The organism is Mesorhizobium sp. B2-3-14, from assembly GCF_006442175.1.
Lineage (GTDB): Bacteria > Pseudomonadota > Alphaproteobacteria > Rhizobiales > Rhizobiaceae > Mesorhizobium > Mesorhizobium australicum.
In genome coordinates this window covers 436,642-463,045 of record NZ_VFVP01000002.1, presented here as the reverse complement: position 1 = coordinate 463,045, position 26,404 = coordinate 436,642, and the positions used below count along the sequence as shown (strand labels likewise).

At 63.2% G+C, this 26,404-nt stretch carries 26 protein-coding genes; 12 read left to right on the top strand and 14 right to left on the bottom strand.

Going from position 1 to position 26,404, the window contains the following annotated elements:
* Positions 1 to 59: 59 nt before the first annotated feature.
* The 3 genes from FJ950_RS06875 to FJ950_RS06865 all read right to left on the bottom strand — a co-directional run bounded on the left by FJ950_RS06875 (position 60) and on the right by FJ950_RS06865 (position 3,929).
* The gene (locus FJ950_RS06875) at positions 60 to 857 is read right to left on the bottom strand and encodes a xanthine dehydrogenase family protein subunit M (RefSeq protein ID WP_140616039.1); all 798 of its coding nucleotides are present in this window, start codon (positions 855 to 857) and stop codon (positions 60 to 62) included.
* A gap of 114 nt (positions 858 to 971) precedes the next feature.
* Positions 972 to 3,317, bottom strand: coding sequence for a xanthine dehydrogenase family protein molybdopterin-binding subunit (locus FJ950_RS06870; RefSeq protein ID WP_140616038.1), 2,346 nt, complete (start codon positions 3,315 to 3,317; stop codon positions 972 to 974).
* 111 nt (positions 3,318 to 3,428) lie between these two features.
* Positions 3,429 to 3,929 (bottom strand): (2Fe-2S)-binding protein, encoded by a 501-nt coding sequence (locus FJ950_RS06865; RefSeq protein WP_015317502.1) that lies wholly within the window; start codon positions 3,927 to 3,929, stop codon positions 3,429 to 3,431.
* A 312-nt stretch (positions 3,930 to 4,241) separates the two neighbouring features.
* Between FJ950_RS06865 and FJ950_RS06860 the strand changes: the two genes are divergently transcribed.
* Both FJ950_RS06860 and FJ950_RS06855 read left to right on the top strand, forming a co-directional pair.
* Positions 4,242 to 5,378 (top strand): FIST signal transduction protein, encoded by a 1,137-nt coding sequence (locus FJ950_RS06860; RefSeq protein ID WP_140616037.1) that lies wholly within the window; start codon positions 4,242 to 4,244, stop codon positions 5,376 to 5,378.
* A gap of 14 nt (positions 5,379 to 5,392) precedes the next feature.
* Positions 5,393 to 6,733: a hybrid sensor histidine kinase/response regulator gene (locus FJ950_RS06855; RefSeq protein ID WP_015317500.1), complete on the top strand. Its 1,341-nt coding sequence runs from the start codon at positions 5,393 to 5,395 to the stop codon at positions 6,731 to 6,733.
* Between the two features lie 13 nt (positions 6,734 to 6,746).
* Here the strand turns inward: FJ950_RS06855 and FJ950_RS06850 are convergent, their stop codons facing one another.
* Positions 6,747 to 7,430, bottom strand: coding sequence for a response regulator transcription factor (locus FJ950_RS06850; protein ID WP_015317499.1), 684 nt, complete (start codon positions 7,428 to 7,430; stop codon positions 6,747 to 6,749).
* 231 nt (positions 7,431 to 7,661) lie between these two features.
* Here FJ950_RS06850 and FJ950_RS06845 point away from each other — a divergent pair, with 231 nt between their 5' ends.
* Together FJ950_RS06845 and maiA are read left to right on the top strand one after the other, a co-directional pair.
* Complete coding sequence (locus tag FJ950_RS06845) at positions 7,662 to 8,357, top strand: fumarylacetoacetate hydrolase family protein (protein WP_140616036.1); 696 nt, start codon at positions 7,662 to 7,664, stop codon at positions 8,355 to 8,357.
* Positions 8,358 to 8,360: 3 nt separating this feature from the next.
* Positions 8,361 to 9,011, top strand: a complete 651-nt coding sequence (gene maiA / locus FJ950_RS06840; protein ID WP_140616035.1) for a maleylacetoacetate isomerase — start codon at positions 8,361 to 8,363, stop codon at positions 9,009 to 9,011.
* A gap of 4 nt (positions 9,012 to 9,015) precedes the next feature.
* Here maiA and FJ950_RS06835 read toward each other — a convergent pair whose 3' ends face one another.
* Complete coding sequence (locus tag FJ950_RS06835) at positions 9,016 to 10,248, bottom strand: MFS transporter (protein ID WP_140616034.1); 1,233 nt, start codon at positions 10,246 to 10,248, stop codon at positions 9,016 to 9,018.
* Positions 10,249 to 10,347: 99 nt separating this feature from the next.
* On the opposite strand from FJ950_RS06835, the gene FJ950_RS06830 reads away from it, so the two are divergent.
* Together FJ950_RS06830 and FJ950_RS06825 are read left to right on the top strand one after the other, a co-directional pair.
* Positions 10,348 to 10,809 carry a helix-turn-helix domain-containing protein gene (locus FJ950_RS06830; RefSeq protein ID WP_015317495.1) on the top strand — a complete coding sequence of 154 codons (462 nt, stop codon included), beginning with the start codon at positions 10,348 to 10,350 and terminating at the stop codon, positions 10,807 to 10,809.
* Between the two features lie 110 nt (positions 10,810 to 10,919).
* Positions 10,920 to 11,963 (top strand): zinc-dependent alcohol dehydrogenase family protein, encoded by a 1,044-nt coding sequence (locus tag FJ950_RS06825; protein ID WP_140616033.1) that lies wholly within the window; start codon positions 10,920 to 10,922, stop codon positions 11,961 to 11,963.
* Positions 11,964 to 11,975: 12 nt separating this feature from the next.
* Here the strand turns inward: FJ950_RS06825 and FJ950_RS06820 are convergent, their stop codons facing one another.
* Positions 11,976 to 12,866 carry a DMT family transporter gene (locus FJ950_RS06820; RefSeq protein WP_140616032.1) on the bottom strand — a complete coding sequence of 297 codons (891 nt, stop codon included), beginning with the start codon at positions 12,864 to 12,866 and terminating at the stop codon, positions 11,976 to 11,978.
* Positions 12,867 to 12,973: 107 nt separating this feature from the next.
* Here FJ950_RS06820 and FJ950_RS06815 point away from each other — a divergent pair, with 107 nt between their 5' ends.
* Positions 12,974 to 14,374: a PLP-dependent aminotransferase family protein gene (locus tag FJ950_RS06815; protein ID WP_140616030.1), complete on the top strand. Its 1,401-nt coding sequence runs from the start codon at positions 12,974 to 12,976 to the stop codon at positions 14,372 to 14,374.
* A gap of 232 nt (positions 14,375 to 14,606) precedes the next feature.
* Here the strand turns inward: FJ950_RS06815 and FJ950_RS06810 are convergent, their stop codons facing one another.
* The 3 genes from FJ950_RS06810 to FJ950_RS06800 form a co-directional block, all read right to left on the bottom strand.
* On the bottom strand, positions 14,607 to 15,104 hold the full coding sequence (locus FJ950_RS06810) for a MaoC family dehydratase (RefSeq protein WP_140616028.1): 498 nt from the start codon (positions 15,102 to 15,104) through the stop codon (positions 14,607 to 14,609).
* Positions 15,105 to 15,363: 259 nt separating this feature from the next.
* Positions 15,364 to 15,792, bottom strand: a complete 429-nt coding sequence (locus FJ950_RS06805; protein ID WP_140616026.1) for a phasin family protein — start codon at positions 15,790 to 15,792, stop codon at positions 15,364 to 15,366.
* Positions 15,793 to 15,898: 106 nt separating this feature from the next.
* Positions 15,899 to 17,194, bottom strand: a complete 1,296-nt coding sequence (locus FJ950_RS06800) for a DUF445 domain-containing protein (protein WP_140616024.1) — start codon at positions 17,192 to 17,194, stop codon at positions 15,899 to 15,901.
* Positions 17,195 to 17,464: 270 nt separating this feature from the next.
* On the opposite strand from FJ950_RS06800, the gene rirA reads away from it, so the two are divergent.
* A complete protein-coding gene (gene rirA, locus FJ950_RS06795; protein WP_015317488.1) occupies positions 17,465 to 17,929 on the top strand; it encodes an iron-responsive transcriptional regulator RirA in 465 nt (154 codons plus the stop codon).
* Positions 17,930 to 17,961: 32 nt separating this feature from the next.
* Here rirA and FJ950_RS06790 read toward each other — a convergent pair whose 3' ends face one another.
* From FJ950_RS06790 to hemP, 5 genes are read right to left on the bottom strand one after another with little or no spacing between them, the layout of a single operon-like run.
* Complete coding sequence (locus tag FJ950_RS06790; RefSeq protein ID WP_140616022.1) at positions 17,962 to 18,753, bottom strand: heme ABC transporter ATP-binding protein; 792 nt, start codon at positions 18,751 to 18,753, stop codon at positions 17,962 to 17,964.
* Positions 18,754 to 18,760: 7 nt separating this feature from the next.
* Positions 18,761 to 19,861, bottom strand: a complete 1,101-nt coding sequence (locus FJ950_RS06785) for an iron ABC transporter permease (RefSeq protein WP_140616020.1) — start codon at positions 19,859 to 19,861, stop codon at positions 18,761 to 18,763.
* 5 nt (positions 19,862 to 19,866) lie between these two features.
* Positions 19,867 to 20,775 carry a hemin ABC transporter substrate-binding protein gene (locus FJ950_RS06780; RefSeq protein WP_140616018.1) on the bottom strand — a complete coding sequence of 303 codons (909 nt, stop codon included), beginning with the start codon at positions 20,773 to 20,775 and terminating at the stop codon, positions 19,867 to 19,869.
* Between the two features lie 10 nt (positions 20,776 to 20,785).
* Positions 20,786 to 21,847, bottom strand: coding sequence for a hemin-degrading factor (locus FJ950_RS06775; protein WP_140616016.1), 1,062 nt, complete (start codon positions 21,845 to 21,847; stop codon positions 20,786 to 20,788).
* Positions 21,848 to 21,870: 23 nt separating this feature from the next.
* On the bottom strand, positions 21,871 to 22,077 hold the full coding sequence (gene hemP / locus FJ950_RS06770; RefSeq protein ID WP_015317483.1) for a hemin uptake protein HemP: 207 nt from the start codon (positions 22,075 to 22,077) through the stop codon (positions 21,871 to 21,873).
* Between the two features lie 197 nt (positions 22,078 to 22,274).
* Between hemP and FJ950_RS06765 the strand changes: the two genes are divergently transcribed.
* The 4 genes from FJ950_RS06765 to FJ950_RS06750 all read left to right on the top strand — a co-directional run bounded on the left by FJ950_RS06765 (position 22,275) and on the right by FJ950_RS06750 (position 26,398).
* A complete protein-coding gene (locus FJ950_RS06765) occupies positions 22,275 to 24,452 on the top strand; it encodes a TonB-dependent hemoglobin/transferrin/lactoferrin family receptor (protein WP_140616014.1) in 2,178 nt (725 codons plus the stop codon).
* Between the two features lie 2 nt (positions 24,453 to 24,454).
* Entirely contained in the window at positions 24,455 to 24,892 is a 438-nt protein-coding gene (locus FJ950_RS06760) for a hypothetical protein (protein ID WP_140616012.1), read from the top strand.
* An 81-nt stretch (positions 24,893 to 24,973) separates the two neighbouring features.
* The gene (locus tag FJ950_RS06755; protein ID WP_348641163.1) at positions 24,974 to 26,026 is read left to right on the top strand and encodes a TonB family protein; all 1,053 of its coding nucleotides are present in this window, start codon (positions 24,974 to 24,976) and stop codon (positions 26,024 to 26,026) included.
* A gap of 57 nt (positions 26,027 to 26,083) precedes the next feature.
* On the top strand, positions 26,084 to 26,398 hold the full coding sequence (locus FJ950_RS06750; RefSeq protein ID WP_015317479.1) for an antibiotic biosynthesis monooxygenase: 315 nt from the start codon (positions 26,084 to 26,086) through the stop codon (positions 26,396 to 26,398).
* Positions 26,399 to 26,404: the final 6 nt, after the last annotated feature.

The following is a 26,404-nucleotide window of genomic DNA, read 5'->3' as shown; positions in this document are numbered from 1 at the left end:
ACGACAGTCGCCGGGACGGGACCGGACAGCCCGTTCCCCCGTCCGTAATCGATCTTGCGTCAGGCGTTGGCTGCCGCCACCGCGCGCTTGGCCATGACTGTGATCAGATTGGCACGGTAGTCTGATGAAGCGTGAATGTCGCTCATCAGGTTCTTCGCCGGGACTTTCACACCATTGAGCGAAGCGGCATCGAAGCTCTTGGCAAGTGCTGCCTCGATCTCCTTCGAGCGGAAGACGCCGTCGTCGCCGGCGCCGGTGACGGCAACACTGACGCCGTCCTTGCCCTTGGCCACGAACACGCCGACGATCGCGTAGCGCGAGGCCGGATTGCGGAATTTTTCGTACGCAGCCTTCGCCGGTGCCGTAAAGAAGACCGCCGTGACGATCTCGCCGTCCTTCAAGGAGGTTTCGAACAGCCCCTCGAAGAACTTGTCGGCTGACATCTCGCGCTTGTTGGTGATGATGGTGGCGCCGAGCGCCAGAAGTGCGGCCGGATAGTCCGCCGCCGGATCGTTATTGGCGATCGAACCGCCGATCGTGCCCTTGTGGCGTACCGCCGGATCGCCGATCAGCGACGCCAGATGGGCAAGTGCCGGGCAGGCCTTGCGCAGCTTCTCGTCATTGGCGACGTCGAAATGCGTGGTGGCAGCGCCGATCGTGACCGTCTTGCCCGACACCTTGACCCCCTGCAGTTCCTTGATACGTGACAGGTCGACCAGATCGGACGGCGCCGCCAGCCGCGTCTTCATGGCGGGGATCAAGGTCATGCCGCCGGAGAGCAGCTTGGCGTCGCCGCTCTTCACGAGCTTGGCGGCTTCAGTGACCGAGGCGGCACGGTGATAGTTGACTGCGTACATGGGATCCTCCCCCTAAGTGGTTAGTCAGCAGTGAGTAGTCAGTAGGGAGCAGGGAATGGCCGCCGCCGGAGATGGCACGCTGCCCTATCCGCAACTCACTACTTCCCTACTCACTCATTTCGCGGCGCGGATCGCGGCCCACACGGTGGACGGTGTGGCCGGCATGGCTATATCGACGATGCCGATGGCGTCGGTGATGGCATTGATCACTGCTGGCGGTGAGCCGATGGCACCGGCCTCGCCGCAGCCCTTGATCCCGAGCGGGTTGCTCGGACATGGCGTGTTCGACGTCGAGACCTTGAACGACGGCAGGTCGCCGGCACGTGGCATGGTGTAGTCCATGTAGCTTGCCGTCAGCAGTTGCCCGCTGGCGTCGTAGTGAGCGCCTTCCAGCAGCGCCTGACCGATGCCCTGGGCGATGCCGCCATGCACCTGGCCTTCGACGATCATCGGATTGATGATGTTGCCGAAATCGTCCGCAGCCACGAACTGGACGATCTCGGTCGTTCCGGTTTCCGGATCGATCTCGACCTCGCAGATATAGCAGCCGGCCGGGAAGGTGAAGTTCGCGGGATCGTAGAACGCCGTTTCCTTCAGGCCCGGCTCCATGCCGGCCGGCAAATTGTGCGCGGTATAGGCGGCCAAAGCCACCTGGAACCACGGCAGGCTCTTGTCGGTGCCGGCGACCTTGACCTCGCCGTTCTCGATGACGATGTCGCCCTCGTCGGCTTCGAGCAGGTGGGCGGCGATCTTCTTGGCCTTGGCCTCGACCTTGTCGAGCGCCTTGGCAATCGCCGACATTCCGACCGCGCCCGAGCGCGAGCCGTAGGTGCCCATGCCCATCTGCACCTTGTCGGTGTCACCGTGGACGATCGACACCGAATCGATTGGCACCCCGAAACGCTGGTTGACCAGTTGCGCGAAGGTCGTCTCGTGCCCCTGCCCATGGCTGTGCGAGCCGGTCAGCACCTCGATCGTGCCGACGGCGTTGACCCTTACCTCAGCGGATTCCCACAGGCCGACGCCGGCGCCGAGCGAGCCGACAGCCGCCGACGGCGCGATGCCGCAGGCCTCGATGTAGCAGCTCATGCCGATGCCGCGCAGCTTGCCATTCCTGACCGAATCCGCCTTGCGCCTGGCAAAGCCGGTATAGTCGGCGGTCTTCATCGCCGCATCGAGCGAAGCGCCATAGTCCCCGGCGTCATAGTTCATGATCACCGGTGTCTGGTGCGGAAACGTGGTGATGAAATTCTTGCGCCTAAGGTCTGCCGGAGAGACGCCGAGCTCGCGTGCCGCCGCTTCCATGGTGCGTTCCAGAAGATAGGTGGCTTCCGGCCGCCCTGCCCCGCGATAGGCATCGACGGGTGCCGTGTTGGTATAGACAGTGCGCACATTGGCGTGGATGGCCGGGATGTCATATTGGCCCGACAGCAGCGTTGCATAGAGATAGGTTGGCACGCAGGAAGAGAACAGCGACATGTAGGCGCCGAGATTGGCGATCGTATCGACCTTGAAGCCGGTAATCCTGTTGTTCTTGTCGAATGCCATTTCCACCGTCGAGACGTGGTCGCGGCCATGCGCGTCGGTGAGGAAGCTCTCGGTGCGATCGGCGACCCATTTGACCGGCACTCCGGTCTTCTTCGAGGCCCATAGGCAGACGATCTCTTCCGGGTAGATATAGATCTTGGAACCAAAGCCGCCGCCGACATCCGGCGCGATCACGCGCAGCTTGTTTTCGGGCGCGACATTGTAGAAGGCGCTCATCACCAGCCGCGCGACATGCGGGTTTTGCGATGTCGTCCAGCAGGTATAATGATCCTCGGCCTTGTCGTAATGGCCAAGTGCGGCGCGCGGCTCCATGGCGTTCGGCACCAGCCGGTTGTTGACGATCTTCATGCGCGTGACATGCGCCGCCGCCCCGATGGCGGCGTCCGTGGCCTTGGCATCGCCGATCTCCCAGTCGAAGATCAGGTTGTTCTCGGCCTCGGCATGGACCTGCGGCGCACCCTTTTCGAGTGCCTTTGTTGCGTCGACGACCGCCTTCAATTCCTTGTAGGTGATCTCGACCGCCTCGGCCGCATCGCGTGCCTGACCCTTGGTTTCCGCCACCACCACCACGACCGCATCGCCGACATAACGGACCTTGTCGACTGCCAGCGGCGACCATGCGCCCATCTTCATGGGCGTGCCGTCCTTGGAATGGATCATCCAGCCGCAGATGAGGTTTCCGATGCCGTCGGCCTTAAGTTCCTTGCCGGTCAAGACGCCGATGACGCCCGGCATGCCTTGAGCCGCTTTCACGTCGATCTTCTTGATCTGCGCATGGGCGTGCGGGCTGCGCACGAAGGCCGCATGCTTCATGCCGGGCACCACCATGTCGTCGACATAGCGGCCGGCGCCGGTGATGAACCTTTTGTCTTCCTTGCGCGCGACCCGAGCGCCGACACCTTCGATACCCATGCAGAGATTCCTCCCGAAAAGTGAATAGGAAGTGTGAATAGGAAGTAGTAGTGAGGACAGCCGCCGGTTCAGACCGATTACGGACTATCGACTACTCCACTCCTCTTTCCCTCATGCCGCTTGCTTCGCCTTGCCCTTGGCCCCCTTCGACATCGTCGTCGATGCGGCGAGGATGGCTTTCACGATGTTGTGGTAACCTGTGCAGCGGCAGATATTGCCTTCGAGTTCTGCCCGCACCGTGGCCTCGTCGAGGCCTTCGGGGTGGCGGTTGATCATGTCGGTCGCGGCCATGATCATGCCCGGCGTGCAAAAGCCGCATTGCAGACCATGATGTTCCTTGAAGGCTACCTGGACGGGATGCAAGTCGGCGCCACTGGCCAGGCCTTCGATCGTAATCACGCTCGACCCCGAGGCCTGGACCGCGAGCATGGTGCAGGACTTCACCGCCTTGCCATCGACATGCACGACGCAGGCGCCGCATTGCGAGGTGTCGCAACCGACATGAGTGCCGGTCAGGCCGAGGTTCTCCCGCAGGAAATGGACGAGCAGCGTTCGATCCTCGACGGCACCGCCGACCCGCTTCCCGTTCACCATCAACGAAACGTCCGACATAGCCCCTCCCTGGGTGTCAACCTTGGTCATCACGCTGCCGACGCGCCGCTGGCATTTCGGCCACGTGCTAGTCGTACACCGCACAACGCACAAAAAACAGCACGACGGAAAAGGCGGATCATTGTACTTTCGGTCATGGCCAGGGCACCAAAGTGCATTCCTCCGGCCCCATTGCCAAAACGCCTTCTGACGGCAACAATGCCCTCGTCGCCCGCGCGCCAGAAGCACTTGAAAAGCCGCGCACAAGAAGGCGTCGGAGGAAATGCGGGAGGACCGCCGCTGACAAGTTCACGGACGCGCTACGCATGCGGCTTGTCGGCGCTGACCACGGACCAGCCCGACCCGGATGTCTTCGCACGAGCGGTAGCCGCCGAGGCCGCCGCCATCAATGCCGGCTTTGCCCTCGTGTTCTTTTCCCAGAGCCTGATCGAGGCCGGCGCCCTGTCACGGGCACTCTCGGCCCACGCGCCGTGTCTCCACCATGCTGGCTGTTCCACCGCCGGCGAGATCACGCCGCAGGGGCTCGAGGAAGGCCATATGCTGGCGATGCTGCTGCCCTCGGCGTCCTTCACGGCGGTCAGCACGATGATCGACAATCTGTCGACATCGGGCATGGACAGGATCACCGAAGAGGTCGAGGCCCTGCGGCGCACGTTGCGCGCCCGGCTCGGCGGCGAGCAGACCAGCAACACCTTCGCGCTCTGCTTCATCGACGGGCTGTCCTATGCCGAGGAAGCGGTGAGTTCGGCCATCCACTGGGGTCTCGACGACATACCGCTCCTCGGCGGCTCGGCTGGCGACGATTTGAAATTCGAGACGACGCGTCTGATCTCGAACGGCAGGGTCACCTCCGACAGCGCCATCATCGTGCTGGTCGCCACGGAAATTCCGTTCCACGTCTTCAAGACCGACAATTTCGTTCCCACCGACGAAAAGCTGGTGGTGACCGCGTCCGACCCGGATCACCGCGTCGTGCGGGAATTCAACGCCACCAATGCGGCGGAGGAATATGCCGCTTCGGTCGGGATCCTCCCACAGACCTTGACACCGTTGAGCTTCGCCTCGCATCCAGTGGTGGTGAAGGTGGGCGGAGAATATTACTGCCGCTCGATCCAGAAGATGCACGCGGATGGCTCGCTGTCGTTCTTCTGCGCCATCGACGACGGTGTCGTGCTGTCGATCGCCCAGCCCAAGGACATGGTGGACGCGACACGAGCGGCATTGCGCGAGGTCGAGGAAAGGCTGGGCGGCATCGATATGATCCTTGGCTTCGACTGCGTGCTGCGCCGGCTGGATGCGCGCAACCGCCAGGTCTTTCGTGACATTTCGGAACTCTACCGGGTCAACAATGTCATCGGCTTCGGCACCTATGGCGAACAATACCGGTCGATGCACCTCAACCAGACTTTCACCGGCATCGCTTTCGGCGACCGCCAGGCGGCTGAATAGGGCGGCGCAACAGCATGCCGCTCAGGAACATAAACGATCTCGACAGGCTGAAGAAGATCAACGCCGCCCTGGTCAGCCGCGTCGAGCGCTCGATGGACCAGCAAGGCAATGCCTTTTCGCTGTTCCAGACGGCGATCTCGTTGGAAAGCCGGGTGCGTACGCGCACCGAGGAACTGCATTCGACGTTGCGGCGGCTGGAGCAGTCGAACATCGATCTCAGCGCCGCCAAGGAAAACGCCGAACAGGCGAACCTGTCCAAGACACGGTTTCTGGCCGCGGCCAGCCACGACGTGCTGCAGCCGCTGAACGCCGCCCATCTCTCCGTCTCAGCCCTTGCCGAGGTGCAGACCAGCGAAGAGGGAAAGAAGCTCGTGCGGCAGGTCGAGCGCTCGCTGGAAACGATGGAAGACCTGCTGCGCACCTTGCTCGACATCTCCAAGCTCGACGCCGGCGTGGTTCAGCCCGACATTGGCGACGTCAGCCTGGAGGCGCTGTTCTCGTCGCTGCGCTCGGATTTCCAGCCTGTGGCGGAATTGAAGGCGCTGTCGCTGAAATTCCGGCCGGTCAATGCCGTGGTCCGCTCGGACAGGACGCTGCTGCGCCGCATCCTGCAGAACATCCTTTCCAACGCGCTGGGCTATACGCGCTCGGGCGGCGTCCTTGTCGGCACACGCCATCGCGGCGACACCATCCGCATCGATGTCGCCGACACGGGCTGCGGCATCCCCGAGGATCAGCGCGAAGCGGTGTTCGAGGAGTTCCATCGCGGCACCTTGCCGGCTACCGCCGAACTCGACGGCGGCGGTCTTGGGCTGGGGCTCGCCATCGTGCGCCGCATGGCCGGCGCGCTCGGCCATCCCGTCACGTTTTCATCCAGGGTCGGCCGCGGTACCATCTTCCACATCGATGTCCCCGTCGGCCTCGGCGCGCCGGCCGACGCCATCGCCAGCGCCGCCAGCATGGAGCGGCCGCGCGGCTACGGCCTGTTCGGCACCAAGGTGCTGCTGGTCGAAAACGACGCCGAAGTGCTGGAAGCCATGACCTTCCTGCTCGAACGCTGGCAGTGCCTGGTACGCGCGGCGACCTCCACCGCCGATGCGCTGGACATGCTTGGCGACACCGACTGGCTGCCCGACATCGTCATTGCCGACCAGCATCTCGACGGCGGCGATCTCGGCACCACCACCATATCGGAGGTCCGCGACTATCTCGGCCGCGCCGTGCCGGCGCTGATCGTCACCGCCGACAGCTCCGAAGCCGTGGCCAAGGCAGCACGGGCCGGCGGCATCGAACTGATGCGCAAGCCGGTGAAGCCGGCGCAGCTAAGGGCACTGCTGGCGCATCTGCTGGCATAGCGGGAGGGTTGGTTCAAAACCCTACCTGATCCCGGAACAGCTCGGCGCTGTCCAGCTTCGACACCTCGATCACCGCTTGCGTGCGGCTATACACATTGAGCTTGCGCAGGATCTCCGACACATGCGCCTTCACCGTGGTCTCGCCGACCTGCAGCTCGTAGGCGATCTGCTTGTTGAGCAGGCCCTGGCGCAGCATCTGCAGCACGCGCAATTGCTGCGGCGTCAGCTTGGAAAGCCGCTGCACCATATCGGCGCGATCGGTGCTGTCCGCGCCCGGCGGCAGGCCCTCATAGGTTTCAGGCACATAGATCGCGCCGTCCATCACCGAGCGAATGGCGGCGGCGAGATCGCTCTTGCGCGCCGATTTCGGAATGAAGCCGGCAGCGCCGTAGGACAAGGCCTCGGAAATGATGCGAGGCTCCTCATAACCCGACACGATCACCACTGGCAGGCGCGGATAGCGGGTCCTGAGCTGCAACAACCCCTCGAAGCCGTGCACGTCGGGCATGCTGAGGTCCAGAAGCGCAAGGTCGAAAGGCTTTGCGTCGGCCAGCAAGTCCAGCGCCTCGGCGATCGAGCGCGCTTCGACTGTGTCGACCTCGGGATAAGCCATTTGAACGGCGCTGTGCAGCGCCTCGCGAAACAGCGGATGATCGTCGATGATAAGGAACCGGACGCGATCGGTAGGGGCTGTCATAGGGCTCGTTCCGGTTTACCGGGCACACCATAGTCTCCTGACCATGGCCGGATTATTGGCAAATAGTCTATCGCCGTCGAACAGGTTTCATCGCTGCAAAAAAAATGATCGGAAGCCTGAATTCCTTATACAGCCTAGGCGAAGCCCATGCTTTATCAAAAGCGACGCCTTGCCCGCCCCTGGAAATCGGCCGAATGTGCCGCCGACTCCCCGCCAAACGCAGAGACCGCCATGACCGCCTTTGTCCTTCCCGCCCCGCCAACGCCTTCCGTCGCCATTGCGGGTTCCGGCGAACGCTTTGCCGTGCGGCGCATTTTCTGCGTCGGCCGCAACTATGCGGCACATGCGCGCGAGTTCGGCAATGACGATCGCGATCCGCCCTTCTTCTTCACCAAGCCGGCCGACGCGGTGGTCGATTCCGGCACTGATATCCCCTACCCGCCGCTGACGGAAAGCCTCCACTTCGAGATCGAACTGGTGGTGGCGATCGGCACCTCAGGCTTTCGCATTTCCCGCGACAAAGCGCTGGACCATGTCTGGGGCTATGGCGTCGGCATCGATCTCACCCGCCGCGATCTGCAGGATGCCGCCAAGAAGGCGGCGCGGCCCTGGGACTGGTCGAAGGCCTTCGACCGTTCCGCGCCCTGCGGCCCGCTGGTCGCCGCACGGAAATCCGGGCACCCGGCCAAGGGACGCATCTGGCTCGCCGTCGACGGCGCGGTGAAACAGGACGCCGACCTCGCCGAACTGATCTGGCCGGTATCGGACATCGTCTCGATCTGCAGCGAAGGCGTGGAATTGCAGGCTGGCGACCTGATCTTCACCGGCACGCCCGCCGGTGTCGGCGCGATCAAGCCGGGTGAAACGATATCAGGCGGTGTCGACGGCATCGGCACGATCGAACTGACCATCGGCCAGCGGAAGTGACGCATGAGCGACATTGTCCTGCACAACTACTTCCGCTCCTCCACCTCGCACCGGGTGCGGATTGCCCTGGAGATGAAAGGGGTGGGCTATGACTACATCCCGCGTCACCTGCGCCATGGCGAGCATCTGGAGGCGGCCTATCTCGCGGTCAATCCGCAGGGGCTGGTGCCGGCACTGATCTGGAGCGACGGCATGCTCCTGACGCAATCGCTGGCGATCATCGAGTTTCTCGACGAGACCATACCTGAACCCCCGCTATTGCCGAAGGATCCGCCGAGCCGGGCACGAGTGAGAATGCTGGCGCAGATGATCGCCTGCGACATCCACCCGGTGAACAATCTGCGCGTGCTGGCTTCGCTGCGCACCCTGTTCGGCGCCGGCGACCAGGATGTCGCCAACTGGTTCCGGCATTGGGTCAATGAAGGATTTGGACCGCTCGAAAAATTGCTCACCGCGTCGCCCGAAACCGGCACATTCTGCCATGGCGAGGCGGCGGGGCTGGCCGACATCTGCCTTGCCGCGCAAGTCACCAGCAACGCCCGCTTCGGCGTCGACATGACGCCCTATCCGACAATCGCGCGCATCAACGCCGCCTGCATGGCGCTACCCGCTTTCCAGAAAGCCGCGCCACAGAACCAGATCGACGCCGAGTAAGGGCTCACCGGCCAACGCGCAGCGTCAGCGCCCAGAACAATAGCGCCGTCAAGCCGATGCCGGCGCCGAGCAACGAGACCCCGCTCCAGCCGGCCGCGGCATAGGCCATGGTCGAGGCAATCGAGCCGAGCGCACTGCCGACCGAGTAGAAGATCATGTAGCCGCCGGCCAGCCGGCTGCGCGCATCCGGCCGACGGGAGAAAATCAGGCTCTGATTGGTGACGTGGACGGCCTGGATTGCCAGATCCAGCATGACGATGCCGGCGACAAGCAACCATAGTGACATGCCCATGAAGGCGATAGGCAGCCAGGCCGTCGTCATCATAAGCAGGCTGAGGCCAGTGACCAGTTGACCATGCCCGCGATCCACCAGACCACCGGTCCATCGCGCCCCCAGCGCGCCGGCGACACCGGCAAGGCCGAACAGCCCGATCGCGGTGTGCGACAGTAAAAATGGCGCCGTGCTGAGCGGCAGCACCAGCGGTGCCCACAGCACGTTGAAGCTGGCGAAGATCAGCAAGGCGAGCACCGCGCGCACGCGCAGCAGCGGTTCCCGCACGAACAGCAGCACCATCGAGCCCAACAGCCTGATGTAGGACGTGCGCGGCCGCTCTGCCTCATGGCGCGGCAGGATGGTGTGGAGAACAACCGCCATGACAAGTGTAAGGCCGGCCGAGACAAGATAGACCCAGCGCCAGCCGGCGAGATCGGCGACGACGCCGGCGACGAAGCGGGCAAGCAGGATGCCTGTTATGACGCCGCTGGTGACGGTGCCGACCGCCCGCCCCCGTTGCGACGGCGCGGCGAGGTCGGCCGCGTAGGCAACCAGTACCTGCACCATCACGGCAAGCAGCCCGACCGCCGCGAGGCTCGCCAGCAGCATCGCCGTGTTCGGTGCAAGTCCAACGGCTATCAGCGCCACGGCCGAAAGGATCGCCTGGCCGGCAATCAGCTTGCGGCGATCGAACAGGTCGCCCAGCGGCACGATGAAGAACAGGCCAAGCGCATAGCCGACCTGCGTGACCGTCACCACGATGCCGATCGAGGCCGGCGCAATGGCAAAATCATGCGCCATGGCGTCGAGCAGCGGATGGGCGAAATAGACATTGGCGACGCTCAGGCCACAGGCGATGGCGAAGACCAGCGCTGTCATTCCGGACAATCCCGGTGTGACTTGCCTCGGCTCTTCGGGCTGCGCCGCCTTCGCTGCCGCGCCGTTCACCACCTGTATATTCATGAGGCTCTCCACGAAAGGTTTCAATTTGAAACCACTTGTGGGATAAACAAAACAGTTTTATCTTGCAACCAAAATGAACAATCTGGACCAACGAAAGCCATGGTGAAACGAACGAGCCACCAGAGTGCGGATTGCCTGATCGCGCGACCGCTGGATGCGATCGGCGACTGGTGGTCGCTGCTCATCGTGCGCGACGCGTTCGACGGGTTGCGACGCTTCGGCGAGTTCCAAAAGAGCCTGGGCGTTGCCAAGAACATCCTGTCGGCGCGGCTCCGAAATCTGGTTACGCACGGCATCCTCGAAACCGTCCCGGCCCCCGACGGCAGCGCGCATCATGAATATGTGCTGACGCAAAAAGGACGCGGCCTGTTCTACGTGCTGATCGCCTTGCGGCAATGGGGCGAGACCTATTTCTCCGGTCCGGGCGAGCCCTACACCTTCATGGTCGACACGGAGAGTGGCCGGCCGATAAGGCGTCTTGAAGTGCACGCAGAAGACGGCCGCCTGCTTGCCCCCGGTGACACCCGGCTTGCCGATTTCCGCAACCAGGAAAACAGCTGACCGCAGGGTCCGCGGGCTGGCCAGCCTGGCGGAATCGATTTCCGCTTGACCGAACAGGGAATCGGCTATCGTTTCCCACAGTGAGTGTCGTCTCAAGGGTGGAATGAACGATGAAAGCCGTCGTCTTCGAGAAATTCGGCGAAGCGCCGACGATCCAGACCGTGCCAGACCCCAAGCCGGCGGCCGATGGCGTCGTCATCAAGGTCGAGGCGACCGGGCTTTGCCGCAGCGACTGGCACGGCTGGATGGGCCACGACGCCGATATCCGCCTGCCGCATGTGCCGGGCCACGAACTGGCCGGCGTCGTGGTTGCCGCCGGCAAGCACGTCACCCGCTGGAAGGCGGGCGAACGCGTCACCGTGCCGTTTGCCGTCGGCTGCGGCCACTGCTTCGAATGCACATCAGGCAATCACCAGGTCTGCGAACACCAGTCCCAGCCTGGCTTCAACACCTGGGGCTCATTCGCCGAATATGTCGCTATCGAACACGCCGATACCAATCTCGTGCGCCTGCCCGACGAAATGGAATTCGCCACCGCCGCCAGCCTCGGCTGCCGCTTCGTCACATCGTTCCGCGCCGTTGTCGATCAGGGCCGGGTAAAGCCCGGCGAATGGGTGGCGGTGCATGGCTGCGGCGGCGTCGGCCTGTCGGCAATCATGATCGCCAGTTCGATGGGCGCCAACGTCATCGCCATCGACCTCACCGAGGAAAAGCTGGACTTCGCCAAACAGATCGGCGCCGTGGCGACCATCAACGCTTCGACGACGCCGAACGTCGTCAAGGCCGTCAAGCAGATCACCAATGGTGGCGCTCACATGTCGATGGACGCGCTCGGCCATCCGACGACGTCCTTCAACTCGATCGCCAACCTGCGCCGGCGCGGCCGTCACGTGCAGGTCGGCTTGATGCTGGGCGAACACGCCCGCCCGCAGGTGCCGATGGACAAGGTGATCGCCTTCGAACTCGAAATCCTCGGCAGTCACGGCATGCAGGCCTATCGCTACCCCGCGATGATGGAGATGATCCGCCACGGCAAGCTCAAACCCGAACTGCTGGTCGGCAAGAAGATCAGCCTCGACGAAGCGCCAGCGGCCTTGATGGCGATGGGCGGCTTCGAGGGTATCGGCATTGGGGTGGTGACGAAGTTCTCGTGAGGGTCGGCACCGCTATGCAGCCGCACGACGCGGCAAATCCTGCTTGGCAAACTTCTTCGCGCCGAAAACGCAAAGCACCACGCCAAGCGTGACGACGATCATCATCGGGCTGACCTGTTCATGCAGCAGCGTCGCCGCCAGTGCGAGCCCGAAGAACGGTTGCAGAAGCTGCAACTGCCCCACCGCCGCAATGCCGCCTTGCGCCAGGCCTCGATACCAGAACACGAAGCCGATCAGCATGCTGAACAGCGAGACATAGCCAAGGCCAATCCAGGCATTGGAGCCTACGCTGGCGAAGGATGGCGGCAGGGTCGCAAAAGTCAGCACCAGCATGACCGGCAGGGACAGCACCAGCGCCCAGCAGATCACTTGCCAGCCCCCGAGCTTGCGCGACAGCGCGGCACCCTCGGCGTAGCCAAGGCCGCAGGCGACGATGGCCGCAAGCATCAGCCCATCGCCGACCGGCGAAGCCGTCACGCCTTGCGCAAGCGCGAAGCCCGCCACCAGCGCACTGCCCAGGCATGAGAATAGCCAGAAGGCCGGCCGAGGCCGTTCACCGCCGCGCAGCACGCCGAAGATCGCGGTCGCCAGCGGCAGCAGGCCGACGAAGATGATGGAGTGGGCCGAGGTGACATGCTTCAGCGCCAATGCCGTCAGCAAGGGAAAGCCGACGACCACGCCAAGCGCAACGATGACGAGCGACAGCAAGTCATGACGCCCGGGGCGCTTCTCGCGGAACACAAGCAGCAGCGCGAGACCGAGCAGGCCGGCAATGACCGCGCGGGCCGACGTCAGGAATATCGGGTCGAGATCCATCACCGCCACGCGCGTCGCCGGCAACGAACCGCTGAAAATCAGCACGCCGATAAATCCGCTCACCCAGCCGCTCGCCGTCTTGTCCATCGCAGGCTCCGTTTGTTTCGCCCCTCTATGGGGCCCGCGGCTATGGCGCCACCAGAGACAATGCAGTACAATTCGATAAAACTGTCATGGTTTTATGGAAGGTACAGATGGACGAAGCAGTGAGGCTCGACAGCGGCGGAACTCTCGTCGAAGGGGTCATGGCCGCCATCCGGCAGCGGATTGCCGCGCGCAGCCTGACGCCTGGAGCAAGGTTGCCCTCGATCCGCGCTTTCGCCAAATCCATGCAGGTGTCGAAATCCACCGTGGTCGAGGCCTACGAACGGCTTGCCGCCGAAGGCGCGATCCGTTCGCGGCCCGGTTCCGGTTTCTATGCCGCCGGGTCGCTGGCACCGCTGTCGCTCGCCGAGATCGGTCCCCGGCTCGACCGTGCCGTCGATCCGCTCTGGGTCTCGCGCCAGTCCCTGGAGGCTGGCGACGAGGTCCTGAAACCCGGCTGCGGCTGGCTGCCGGCTTCATGGATGCCACAGGCCGGGCTGCGCCGGGCATTGCGCACTGTCGCGCGTGCCGACGATGTCGCGCTCGCAGATTACGGCACGCCGCTCGGGCTGCCGCCGCTGCGGCAATTGCTGGCGCGGCGCATGGCCGGGCACGGCATCGAAGCCTTCCCCGACCAGATCATGCTGACGGAATCGTGCACCCAGGCCATCGACCTGCTCTGCCGGTTCCTGATCGAGCCGGGCGACACCGTGTTGGTCGACGATCCCTGCTACTTCAATTTCCATGCTCTGCTGCGCGCCCACCGCGCCAAGGTCGTCAGCGTGCCCTACACGCCGTCGGGGCCGGACATCGAGCTGTTCGCCCAGGCGCTGGCCGAACACCGGCCGCGCCTCTACATCACCAACTCGGCCATCCACAACCCGACCGGCGCGATCCTGTCTCCGGTGACGGCCCATCGTTTGCTCAAACTGGCCGACCAGTCGGATCTGACCATCGTCGAGGATGATATCTTCGCCGATTTCGAGCACATTCCCGCCCCAAGGCTAGCGGCGTTCGACGGCCTTAGTCGCGTCGTCCAGATCGGCAGTTTTTCCAAGACGCTGTCGGCGTCGGTCCGCTGCGGTTTCATCGCCGCACCCCGTGACTGGATCGAGGGCCTGACCGATCTCAAGATTGCCACGACTTTCGGCGGCGGACGGCTGGCGGCCGAACTTGTGCTGACGCTGCTGAAGGACGGCAGCTACCGAAAGCACATGGATTTGCTGCGCGCCCGCCTTTCGCGGGCCATGGGCGAGACCAGCGCCCGGCTGAAGGCGATCGGCATTACGCCCTGGATCGAGCAGCCGGCTGGGCTGTTCCTGTGGTGCACCCTGCCGGAAGGCGTGGACGCGGCCGAAATCGCCCGCAGTGCGCTCGCCGACAACATCGTGCTGGCGCCCGGCAATGCGTTCAGCCTGTCGCAGTCCGCCAGCCGCTTCCTGCGCTTCAACGTCGCCCAGTGCGCGGACGAGCGGATTTTCAAGGCGCTCGAAACGGCGATGACCCGCTGATATGGGAACCACCAAGTCAGCAGACAAATAAGCCGCGACAACACCTCGTTGTTGCGGCCTTCTGCCCCATCAAATCAGACCATCCATGAAACGGCAGAACGCCGCCAAATCTCACCATTTGCGCGGATGCTCAATCATGCCTTTTCCGAAATGCCATACCCAGATCTGGGCCTATTCCTTGCCGCACAAGAACAGCTGAAGGAAATGACGCAAGGAGCCTGGCGGGCGCCGTTCAGGCCCCTGCCCGTTTGCGGCGCTCGTAGAGCATGACGAGTGTTTCAGCCATCAGCGCCGGCTTTTCCTCGCCTTCGATCTCGACCGTGTTGGCTGCCTTCATCAGATACTGGCCCGGGCCTTTGTCGTCCATGGAAAGCAGCGTCGTGCGCAGGCGAATGCGTGCGCCGACCTTGACCGGCGCCAGGAAACGCACCTTGTCGAAACCATAGTTGAAGGCGGCCTGCGTATTCTCGGGCACGATACCCATTTCAAGGGCCAGCGCGCCGATGATCGACAGTGTCAGATAGCCATGCGCGATCGTGGTGCGGAACGGGCTTTGCCGCCGCGCCCGTTCAGGATCGACGTGGATCCATTGATGGTCGCCCGTGCATTCGGCGAACTGGTTGATACGGTTCTGGTCGACCGTGGTCCATTCCGAGACGCCGAGCTCCTGTCCGGACATCGTTCTCAGCTGCTCGTAGGTTGGCGGCGTTTTAGGCCGTACTTCCGTCATGCCTGCTTTCCCGATCGCTTCCAAAGCTTCCGGACCACGAACCGACGGCCTCTGTCAATTCGTCCCTCGCAAATCCGTTCCGGCGGATTCGCGCTCACTCGTGCCATGTCTTGCCATGCGATGGCAGGCGAATTGGGACTTTTCCGACCTTTCAGACTGCCGGGAGCTTATGGCGTGGCGCTAATGCAACTGTGCGAAGGGTTACGGTATCGGGAACGGGGTGTGCCCGGCCGAGAGCGGAACGACAGCCCATGAGAACCTACTTCTGCCCGTAACCGGCGCGGACCTCCTCCATCGCCTCCTTGATGCGTGCGCGCAGGATGTCGATCGATTCGGTGCCTGATTTCCTGGCTAGCTCAGCCACTTCACCGGCGTTCTTGAGCGCCGCCTCAAAGGATTTTCTAGCAAACTCGGTCTGCTTGGCCATCAACTCCTGCGGATTGCCCGGTGCGCGGTAGCTCTGCGCCATGTCGGCGATCTCGCGCAGCGTGTCCTGCAGCATTTCGCGTTGCCTAGACAACAGCGAGGACGTCCCAGCCGCCCCGGCACGCGCGGATTTCTCCAAAGCTTCGAGATTCTTGCGGTGATGCGCAAGAATCGCTTCGACATCCACATTCGGCACCTTCAGGTCACGGCCGAACCTGCCGAACATCTCCATGAAGGAATCGGATTCCGATTGTCTGGCCATGATTGTCATCTCCCCTTTGCCGCGGTCGCGGACGCCCTCATCGAGGAGAATAGCACTCGAACGCCTCGTGTCCATTTCGAACACGGGCCTAGGCGATCGCTAGGGATCAATTGACCGGGAGCAGCAACTCGATCGTGTAAAGTACGATGCCCGCCAGCCCGCCGATGATCATGCCGTTGAAGCGGATATATTGCAGGTCCCTGCCGATGTTCATCTCGATCAGGCGTGTCAGTTGGGCAAGGTCCCAGCGCTTTACCTGGTCGGCGATGAATTTCGACACGCCGCTCTTCTGGCTCTCGACAAAAGACGCGAGCGCCACCACGAATCCTTGGTTCATGTCGGCCCGGATCTGCGCGTCTCCGGCAAGATGGCGGCCGACTTCGACAAACATGTTGGCCAGATGCTCCCTGATCAACGAATTCGGCGCCTTGGCGTCCTGCTCGATGAACAGGCTGAGGCTCTCCCACATGTCGCCGGCCAGCGCCCTGATTTCGGGTCTGGCGAGGAAGTCGCGCTTCATTTTCTCTGCTCGCCTGGCATATTGCTTGGACGTGCGCAGCCGCTCGACGAAACTTTGCGCGAAACGGTCGAATTCGGCGCGCATCGGGTGATCGGGATCGGCACGCACCTCGTCCAGCAAGGAGCCAGCCGAAGCGACGATCTTCTTCAGGAGATAGGCGTCGGCCCGGAACAGGTTGAATAGCGACGGCAATTCCTCGCGGATCTTGTCGCGCATCGTCGCCAGCGCCTGTTCGTCGTTGAGGAACCGGCCGATGACCTTGATGAACTCGTCGAACAGCTTTTGGTGGCGGCGGTCGTCGGTGAGCGCCGACAGAAGTTCGGCCGCAAGTGGCGCCAGCGGCACCTTTTCGATCTGTTTGAGCATGCGGCTGGTGACGAAGCCGCGCAGACCGGATTGTTCGACGGCGGCAAGCGTCTGCGGCACCAACCGCACGACGAAGCGCGACAGGCCGGCGGCGCGTTCGGCATCGGCCAGCCAGTCGGCCACGAGAGCCGAAAAATCGACCTCGGCGAGTTTTTCACGCACCGGTTCCGGCGCCAGGAAATTGGCCTCGATGAAACGGCCGAGATTGTCGGCGATACGGTCCTGGTTTTCCGGGATGATGGCGGTGTGCGGGATAGGCAACCCGAGCGGCCGTTTGAACAGCGCCACCACCGCATACCAGTCGGCGAGGCCACCGATCGTTGCCGCCTCGGCGAAGGCGGCGACGAAGCCGAGCCACGAATAGCTGCTCTGGAAGGACTTGGCCAAGGCAAAGACCACCACGCAGAGTGCCAATGCCGCCGTGGCGACGAACTTTGTCCGCCGCAGCGCGGAAAGCTTGTCGCCCGCGTCGGCATCGAACCGCACTGGCGCCAGGGATTGGTCCGATTGAGCCATGCCGCTCCTCGTCTATCTCAGGCCTATCTAGTGCCGCGGCCGCCGGAATGCCCGCGACAGCCGGTTTGTCTGTCCCGGCTTTTTCCCGGCGACGCACATAAAGTTGACGAGTTTATTCATCTATGATGCCCGGCTAGTCTGGAATTATTCCAAGGTATAGGCCATATTCCGCCGAGACCAGTGCAGCGATCCGGATTCCGGACGAGGGCCGCGCCAGCAAAGTTTAGAATCTGGCGTGGTTGCATCATATCAGCGCCGAGTGAGGACAAGATGCGGCTTACGCGCCAAACCAACTATGCCATGCGCATTCTGATGTATTGCGCCGCCAACAATGACCGGTTGAGCCGCATCCCGGAAATCGCGGCCGCCTATTCGGTGTCGGAACTGTTCCTGTTCAAAATCCTGCAGCCTCTAGTCGAGAATGGCATGGTCGAGACTGTGCGCGGCCGGAACGGAGGGGTACGGCTCGGCCGTGCCGCCGAATCGATAAGCCTGTTCGACGTCGTGCGCGTGACCGAGGAAAGCTTCGCCATGGCGGAGTGCTTTGAGAACGATGCCGCCGAATGCCCCCTGGTCGACAGCTGCGCGCTGAACTCCGCATTGCGCGAAGCGCTCAACGCCTTCTTCGCCGTGCTTGCCCGCTACACGATCGCCGACCTCGTGGCGGCACGGCCGAATGTGCGCGCCCTGCTCGGCATCGACATGCTGATGGAGCGCCGCGCCCCGGCGGCCTGATCCCTGCCGCATGGTGCAGTGTCGGCTGAATATCAGCTGACCGACGATTGCGGGAGCACGAACGGCATGTTGCCGGCCGGCAGCACGCCGACCTTGAGCCGGCAATCGAACACCTTCTCGATCAGGTCGTCACTCAGCACGTCGCGGGGCGAGCCGCTGGCGGCCAGCCGGCCGCTATGCATCACGAAGATGCGGTCAGCGTACATGGCCGTCAGATTGAGGTCGTGCAGGATCGCTACCACGCCCCCGCCCCTTCTGGCGAAGTCGCGGGCGATGTTCATGATGATCAGCTGGTGCTTGATGTCGAGGCTGGACACCGGCTCGTCAAGGAACAGATAGCGCGGCTTGCCGTCGAGCACCGGTGCCCAGACCTGGCACAGCACGCGCGCAAGCTGGACACGCTGCTGCTCGCCACCGGAAAGCTCCTGGTAGAAGCGGCCGGCAAAGCCGTCGAGATCGACCCGCGCCAGCGCCCGTTCCGGCAGGCGTCCGTCCTCGCCCGGCAGCACGCCCGAACGGCCACCCACCAGGCCAAGCCTGACGACCTCCCGCACAGTGAAAGGAAACGACAGTGTCGTCGCCTGCGGCAACACAGCCCGCTGGACGGCGACCTCCACCGGCTTCATCGCTGCGAGGTCGCGGCCGTTGAGGACGACGCTCCCGGTATAGCCGAGGTCCCCCGACAATGCCCTCAGGAAGGTCGTCTTGCCCGAACCATTGGGGCCGACGATTGCCGCCACCTCGCCCGGCCGCGCATCGAAATCGACACCGGCAACAATTCTCTTGCCGGCGATATCGACCGAAACATCCCTCGCCTCGATCATTCCATCCTCACAAATCGATCACGCCGCGCCTGCGCAGCAATATCCACAGGAAGAACGGCGCGCCTGATATTGCGGTGACGATGCCGATCGGCAGCTCGGCCGGTGCCACGATGGTGCGGGCGACCGCATCGGCGAGCAGCAACAACGAGGCGCCGAGCAGCGCCGAGGCCGGCAGCAGGTAACGATTGTCGGGTCCGATCAGCAGTCGCAGCAGATGCGGCACGACGATGCCGACGAAGCCGATGCCGCCGCTGACGGCGACGGAGGCGCCGACCGCCGCCGAAACGCCGATGATGGCGGTGTATTTCAGCCGCTGCACCGGAATGCCGAGATGGCCGGCGGTCGCTTCGCCCAGCGCCAGCGCGTTAAGGCCGCGGGCCAGGAACGGCATCGCCGCCAGTGCCAGGACGATTATGGGTCCTACGGAAGCTATCTTGGCCCATGTCGCACCGCCGAGCGATCCCAGTGACCAGAAGGTCAGGTCGCGCAGCTGGCGATCGTTGGCCATGAATATGAGGATTCCGGTCAGCGCCATGGCAAGTGCCGCCAGGGCTATGCCCGCGAGCAGCATGGTGGCGACCGAGGTTTGCCCACGTCGCGTGGCGACCTGATAGAGCGCCAATGTGGTGACGAGACCGCCGACGAACGCCGCAAGCGGCAGCGCCAGCGTTCCGAGCAAGGCGGTCACCGGCGCCAGCACGGTCCCGCCAAGAACGATGATGACCACCGCGCCAAGGCTGGATCCTGCGGAAACGCCGATCAGACCGGGGTCGGCGAGCGGATTGCGGAACAGTCCTTGCATGACGGCGCCACAAACCGCGAGCGCCGCACCCACCAACATGCCGAGGATGACGCGTGGCATGCGGATGTCATGGACGATCAAGCTGTCGCGGGCGTTGAGCGCCGCATCGCCGGGGACGGAGCCAAAGAGCCAATCCCTGAAGACGGTCACGGCGGATGCATCCGATGCGCCGGATGTGAGCGAAAGCAAGATGGCGATCGCCAAGCCCAGGCACAGCAGAAGGATGACGGCACGGGCGCGGCCGGAACGATCCCCTTCGGATGCCCTAATCGCCTTCGCCGGACCTGCGATCGACTGGTCGGCCATGATGCTCAGTCCGTGACCTGTGCGCCATAAAGCGAAACGGCGAGATCATGGATCGCGTCGGCCGTGCGCGGCCCGAAGCCGAGTAGATAGGCGCCATCGATGCGGATCAGCTTGCGCGCCGTTCCGGCCGGCGTTGAGGCGATGGATGGATTGCCGAACACTTCGTCGTCCGAGACCGGCGGCCCGGCATTGCTCATCATCAGGATCACGTCCGGCCTTGCGGTGATGATCGCTTCGTCCGACATTTGCTTGTAGCCGGAAAAGCCTTCCACCGCATTGACCCCGCCCGCCAGCTTGACCATGCCGTCGGCCGCGGTTTCGCTGCCGGCCGCCAGGATCTTGCCACCCTGCGTCGAGAGAATGAACAGCACGCGCCTGCGCTCCTTGATCGAGGCTGTCCGCTTTTCGGCGGCTGTGAGTTTCGCATCGAGCGCCCTGGCCAGCACCTCGGCCTTGGCCTCGACCCCGATCGCCTTGCCGACAATGCGGACCTTCTGGAGGATGCCTTCGCGGTTGTACTGCTCGGGCACTTCGATGAACGGAATGCCCGTCTTCTTCAGCACGTCGACGGCTTCCTTGGGACCGCTGCCGTGCAATGCCAGTATGCCCGTCGGATTGACCGACAAGACGCCTTCCGGCGACAGCTGGCGCATGTAACCGACATCATGCAGGTCGAGCGCGGCCTTTGGATAGAGGCTGGTGGAATCGCGCGCCACCAGATGCCTCTCCTCGCCCAGCGCATAGACGATCTCGGTGATGGAGCCGCCAATAGCGGCGATCTTCGAAGGATCGGCGAACACCGAAACGCCTTCGGTGGCGCCGGCTGGTTGCAGCGCGGCGACAGCCATGGAAAGGCCGATTGCATAACCGACCATCGATCCGCGCAGGGCGGACGGTCTCGAAACAAAACGCATCACACTTTCCTCAGGCTGCCGTCGGGTTCGGGATGCGCGGCAGGTGCTCGGCCAGAAAACGCCAGTCGTCGCGCTCGCTTTCGCCTTCATGGCGCTTGCCGAAGAACTGGATGATCATGTCGCCATTGGCGGCATAGACCTCGAGCGATGTGACATGGCCGTCCTTGGTCGGTTTGCGCACCGCCCAGACTTCATGGATGTGGTCGGTGCGCAGGTGCAGGTGGAAGGTCTCGTCGAGCACGTTGATCCACGGCCCCATGGGCTTGATCGATTTGATCGGACCGGAGTGGATCTGGATGCAGCCGCGGTTGCCAACGAAGCACATAATCGGCATCTCGCTTTCGGCGGCGTGATGGAACATGGCGCGCACCGCGTCGTTGTCGAGCAGCCAGGCGTAGTCCTGGCCAACCATGCGCACCGCCTGGCGGCGGCTGAGCTTCAGCGTCTTCAGCATGCCGAAGAACTGGTGCACGTCCGTCAGCCGGCTCCAGCGGTCACGCAGGTCGTCCAGGCTCGCCGTCGATGCCCCGACCTCGCTTTCCTCATCGAGAACCGGCCCCGAAATGTCGATCGTCGGCTCCTGGTTCGGCGATTCCAGCGAGGCGACCAGTTTCTGGTAGGCATGGAGGCTGGAGGCCGGGCGCAGATGCACCTTGTGCACCGCGTCGCCGGCCGCATCGAAGAACTGCAGGCTGCGGCGGATGTCGTCGCCGTCGCGCTTCTCCACGGCAAAGCCATGCGCCCAGATTTTCGGAAAAATGCGCAGGTCGATGTTCTCGCCGAGCACCATGGCATTGTGATTGCCGGTGACGACCTTGTCATAGACGCCGATCTTCTCGTGCACGGCGCTTTCGTTGCGGGTCAGCGCCATCACCTCGCCAACGGCCTCGAGACCGGTCAGAAGGTCGTTGACGCGCGGTTCGACGCGGACGACGCCGTCGCCGCAATGCGCGGCCACCAGCTCGGCCTCCGAAATGCCGAGTTGGGCGGCCAGGTCACGCTCGCGCGCTTTCGGATTGTCGGTCCGGGCCCGCCGGATTTCATGCGGAGCGGGTTTTACGCGCTGGTCCATGTCTTTACCCCTGATGCCTTGCCTTACTTGTTGAGAATGAGCTTGCCCTGGCGGGTGATCTTCAGCCGGTAGAGCGCGCCATGATGCTCGATTCCGATTTCGTGCTCGCCCTGGAACAGCGTGTTGCTGGACAGCGTCCGCACCGCCAGCGAGACCCGATCGAAACGGGTGGAGGTATCGTCGGAACGGCGGACGCGATAGCGAAACTCGTTGGGATTGTGCGTGTTCATCTGGGTCGATCCCTTTCCTGTGCCGGGCATCTGGCTAGGCGTGCGAATTGCCGATTCATTTCTTGACTTGAATAATCATGTTTACTAGTCAGTGCAATACCGGACTAAATGAGTCAACATTTAAGATGCCGGATACGATCAAAATGCCAGCAAGCCCCGGGCCAGCCAGCATGGAACCTGGGATCTGGAGTTGGGGCATGGGATTGATAAGTTGGGAACGGCGCCGTCGGTCGGCGGCGAACGGTGCGGCGGCTTTGCTCGCAAGCGTGGCGGCGATCGCTCTATCCGCGCCATCGGCGCAAGCGCAACAGGCGAGCGCGCCGACTGATCAATCGAAAGAGACTGACCAGCAAAAGGCAGCCCCCGCGGGCGCTACGTTGCTCGACAGGATCCTGGTGCTCAGCCGCACCGGCGAAACGGCGATACAGTCGCTGGCCTCGGCCAGCCATGTCGACCAGGAACAGCTCGATCGCCGCATGGCGACAACGCCGAACGAGATGCTTTTCGGTGTGCCTGGCGTCGCTGCGCAGGCCGACGCCAGGCGCGTCAGCACCAGCATCAACATCCGCGGCCTGCAGGATTTCGGCCGCGTCGCGGTGATCGTCGATGGCGCGCGCCAGAATTTCCAGCGTTCCGACCACGGCACCCAGTCGACCTTCTATATCGATCCCGAGCTCGTCAAATCCGTCGACGTGATCCGTGGTCCTGTCGCCAACACCTATGGCTCGGGCGCCATTGGCGGCGTCGTCTTCTTCGACACCAAGGATGCGGTCGATTTCCTGAAGCCCGACGAGACGTGGGCCGGTTCCGTCACCGGACGCTACGAGAGCAACGGCAAGGGCTGGACCACGAGCGCCACCGGTGCCTATCGCATCAATGAGAACTGGGACGTGTTGGGCAACATCGTTTACCGCGACTACGACAACTACAAGGACGGCGACGGCGACACGGTCAACGGCACCGGCTTCGACGTGCTGAGCGGCCTGCTCAAGACGACGATCCGGCCAACCGAGAACAGTGAGCTCAAGCTCGGCTGGGTCGGTTCGAACGACGGCTGGAACGAGACCAGCGGCGGCCTGCCGGTCAACGATGTCGACCTGAAGTCGAACACCTTCACGGCCCGCTACAACATCACGGACGAAGACAAGAGCTGGCTCGATCTCCACATCAACACGTCCTACAACAAGACCAATCTCGACCTGACCAGTCTCGCGCCGCAGAACCGCTTCGATCCGGTGACCGGTCTTCCCGTGGTGCTGCCGGCAGGATCACTGTCGACATTCGATGTCGGCACGACCGGCATCGATATCTGGAACACGTCGCGGTTCGAAACGAACGGCATCGCGCATGAACTGACCTATGGCGGCGATTGGGTCGGCGACAACGTCAAGACGGGTGGCGCGGCCGGGGGCGACAGTTTCTACACGCCGTCGGGCAAGCGCAACGTGTCCGGCGCCTACGTCCAGGACAAGCTCACCTGGGACTGGCTCGAAGTCGTCGCTGGCCTGCGCTACGACAGCTACAGCCTAAAGGATGACATGCATGATATTTCCGGCGACAGGCTATCCCCGCGCGTCACCGTCGGTGTCTCGCCGTTCGAGAGCGCCGGGCTTGCCGGCCTGCAATTCTACGGCACTTATGCGGAAGGCTACCGCTCGCCCTCCATCACGGAAACGCTGATCAGCGGCAATCATCCAGCCGGCGTCAGCTTCCCGTTCCTGCCCAATCCAAATCTGCGGCCTGAAACCGGCAAGACGACCGAGTTCGGCGTCAACTACAAGCAGAACGATATCTTCGAGCCGGGCGACGCCTTGCGCCTGAAAGCAGCCTATTTCAACAACGATGTCGACGACTATATCGACGGCGTAACGCTGTCGCCGTTCGCTCCAGGCAGTGGCTGCCCCTTCGGCCCCGGAATCCCGATCTGCTTCCAGTACCAAAATTTCGCCAAGGCCAAGATCAACGGTTTCGAGCTGGAAGGCGTCTATGACGCGGCATGGGGCTATGCCGGCTTCTCGGCCTCGATCACGGATGGCCACACCGTTTCCTACAAGGGTGTGGAAGCCGACCTCGCCACTATTCCCTCCTCTCAGGTCACCGCTCAGCTTGGCCTGCGTTTCCTCGAGGACAAGCTGACCATCGGCGGTGAGGTGCAGTATAACGGCAAGCCTAAGGGCAATGCCGTCGCGACGGACTACACGCTGGTCAATGCCTTCGCCAGCTATCAGGCGACCGACAATCTGAAAGTCGATTTCCGCGCCGACAATCTGTTCGACGTCAAATACGCCAATCCGCTGAACGGCAGCACCACGGTTGCGGTCTACGAACCCGGTATCACGCTGAAGCTGGCGGCAACCATGCGCTTTGGAGGCTGACCATGACGCGCTTGACGGCATCCCTTCGTCTGCTGACCTCGACGCTGGCGATGTCGCTGGCGACAATTCCGGCGTGGGCTGAGCAGTCCGCGCCGGTCCTGACCCTCGAACTCAATGCCGCGCAGCCTTCCGGCAAGGGCTGCCGGCTGACATTCCTGGTCAGCAACAATCTCGGCGCCGACCTGACCAAGGCGGCGTTCGAGATCGTCCTGTTCAACGAGGCCGGCATCGTCGACCGGCTCACCGTGCTCGACTTCAAGGACCTGCCGCACGGCAAGACCAAGGTGACACGCTTTGACCTGGCCGGCACCGACTGCATCAAGGTCAGCCGCGTGCTGATCAACAGCGCGACGAATTGCGCTGGCACGGGCGTCGAACCAACTGCCTGCATGCGCAAGCTGAAGACGGACACCAGGACCGGCATCGCTTTCGGCGTCTGAAGTGGAACCGCATAAGAAAAGACCGTGGCAGGGCCGCTGGCCGGCTTCGATTGGTTACCGTTTGAGGCAACCGATCTTGATTTGACAAGTCTGCGCGTATCGCTGCAGTTTCGCGCCCGCGACATGCAGGAAATCAGTCCACTCCCCGACGCTGGCAGCGAGTTGGCAATAGCGCCGGCAGAGCGACTTGCCCAGGCACGACCGCAAGCCAGCAACGGCAAGTGGCAGGCTGCGATCGCCATCTCCTGCCTGCTCCATGCCGGCGTGGCGGCGGCTTTTCTGATCTTGTCCGCCGGCAAGTTCGATTCCAGGGAGGCAGAGCAGTCGGAAGGCGGCGATCACAAAGGTTACAAGGTCGCCGGCAGTGCATTGGACAAGGACCCGGCGGCAATGAATGTCACGCTGGTGCAGCCCCCGCCGACGGCCAAGCCTCATCCGGCAAAGGCGGCCAGACCGGCGCCGACCGCACCTTCACAGCCCGCGCAGGAACCGGTGACACACGCTCCCGAGCCTGCCCGTGACGCCGCGAAGCAGGCTTCGGAGCCCTCGGCGGAACCGGTCAAACAGCCCGTGGCCACGCCGGACATACTGGTGGCGGCAACCCCGCGCCCGGATGACCAGAGCGTGGCTGCCAGGACAGAAACGCCGGCACAGCCGAACGCCCAGGCCGGAACCACCGAAATTCCTGTCACCGTTCCGGACCAACCGCCGATCCCCGTTGCAAGGCCAACTCCGGCGGCTGCCCCTGCCACTGCTGGAGCAGCGAATGAACGGAGCGGCACGGCCGATGGCCAGGACCGGCTGGCGGAAGCGGCCAGCAAGGGCAAAAGGCAAAAAGACCAAGGCAGCGCCGCGGAAGACAGCTACCGCGGCAACGTCTTTCGAAAACTCGGCAGCGTCAATCGTACTCTCCCGCCTTCGCTGCAACTGGCCGCGCGTAACAATGCGGTTGTGGCATTCGCCATAGGCAGGAAGGGCGACATAGACCAGTTGCGCATTCTGGAAAGCTCAGGATCGCCGACTTTCGACGAGGCCGCGCTTGGCATCGTGCGCAAGGCCGCTCCCTTCCCTCCAATTCCGTCACAGGCATCGAACCCGAGCTTGGAGTTCGAGGTCGGCATCGGCCCGTTTTGACTAGGCCCGGGACAAACGTTGCGGCGCAACCATCAACATCCGCGTGAAAGGGATCCCATGTACATCGCCATGAACCGCTTCAAGGTCCAGACCGGCTCGGAGGGCAACTTCGAAGCCATGTGGAAGAACCGCGACTCCAGCCTGGCCGAGATGAAGGGTTTTCGCGAATTTCACCTGCTGCGCGGCCCGGTCAACGAGACCGAGGGCTACACGCTGTTCGCGTCGCACACGGCGTGGGCAAGTCACGATGATTTCGTCGCCTGGACCAAGTCGGAGAACTTCCGCGCCGCCCACCGGAATGTCGGCACGACGAAAGTCCACTATCTCGGCCACCCGCAATTCGAGGGCTTTTCCGTCGTCGAGGGCGCGTAGATGCAG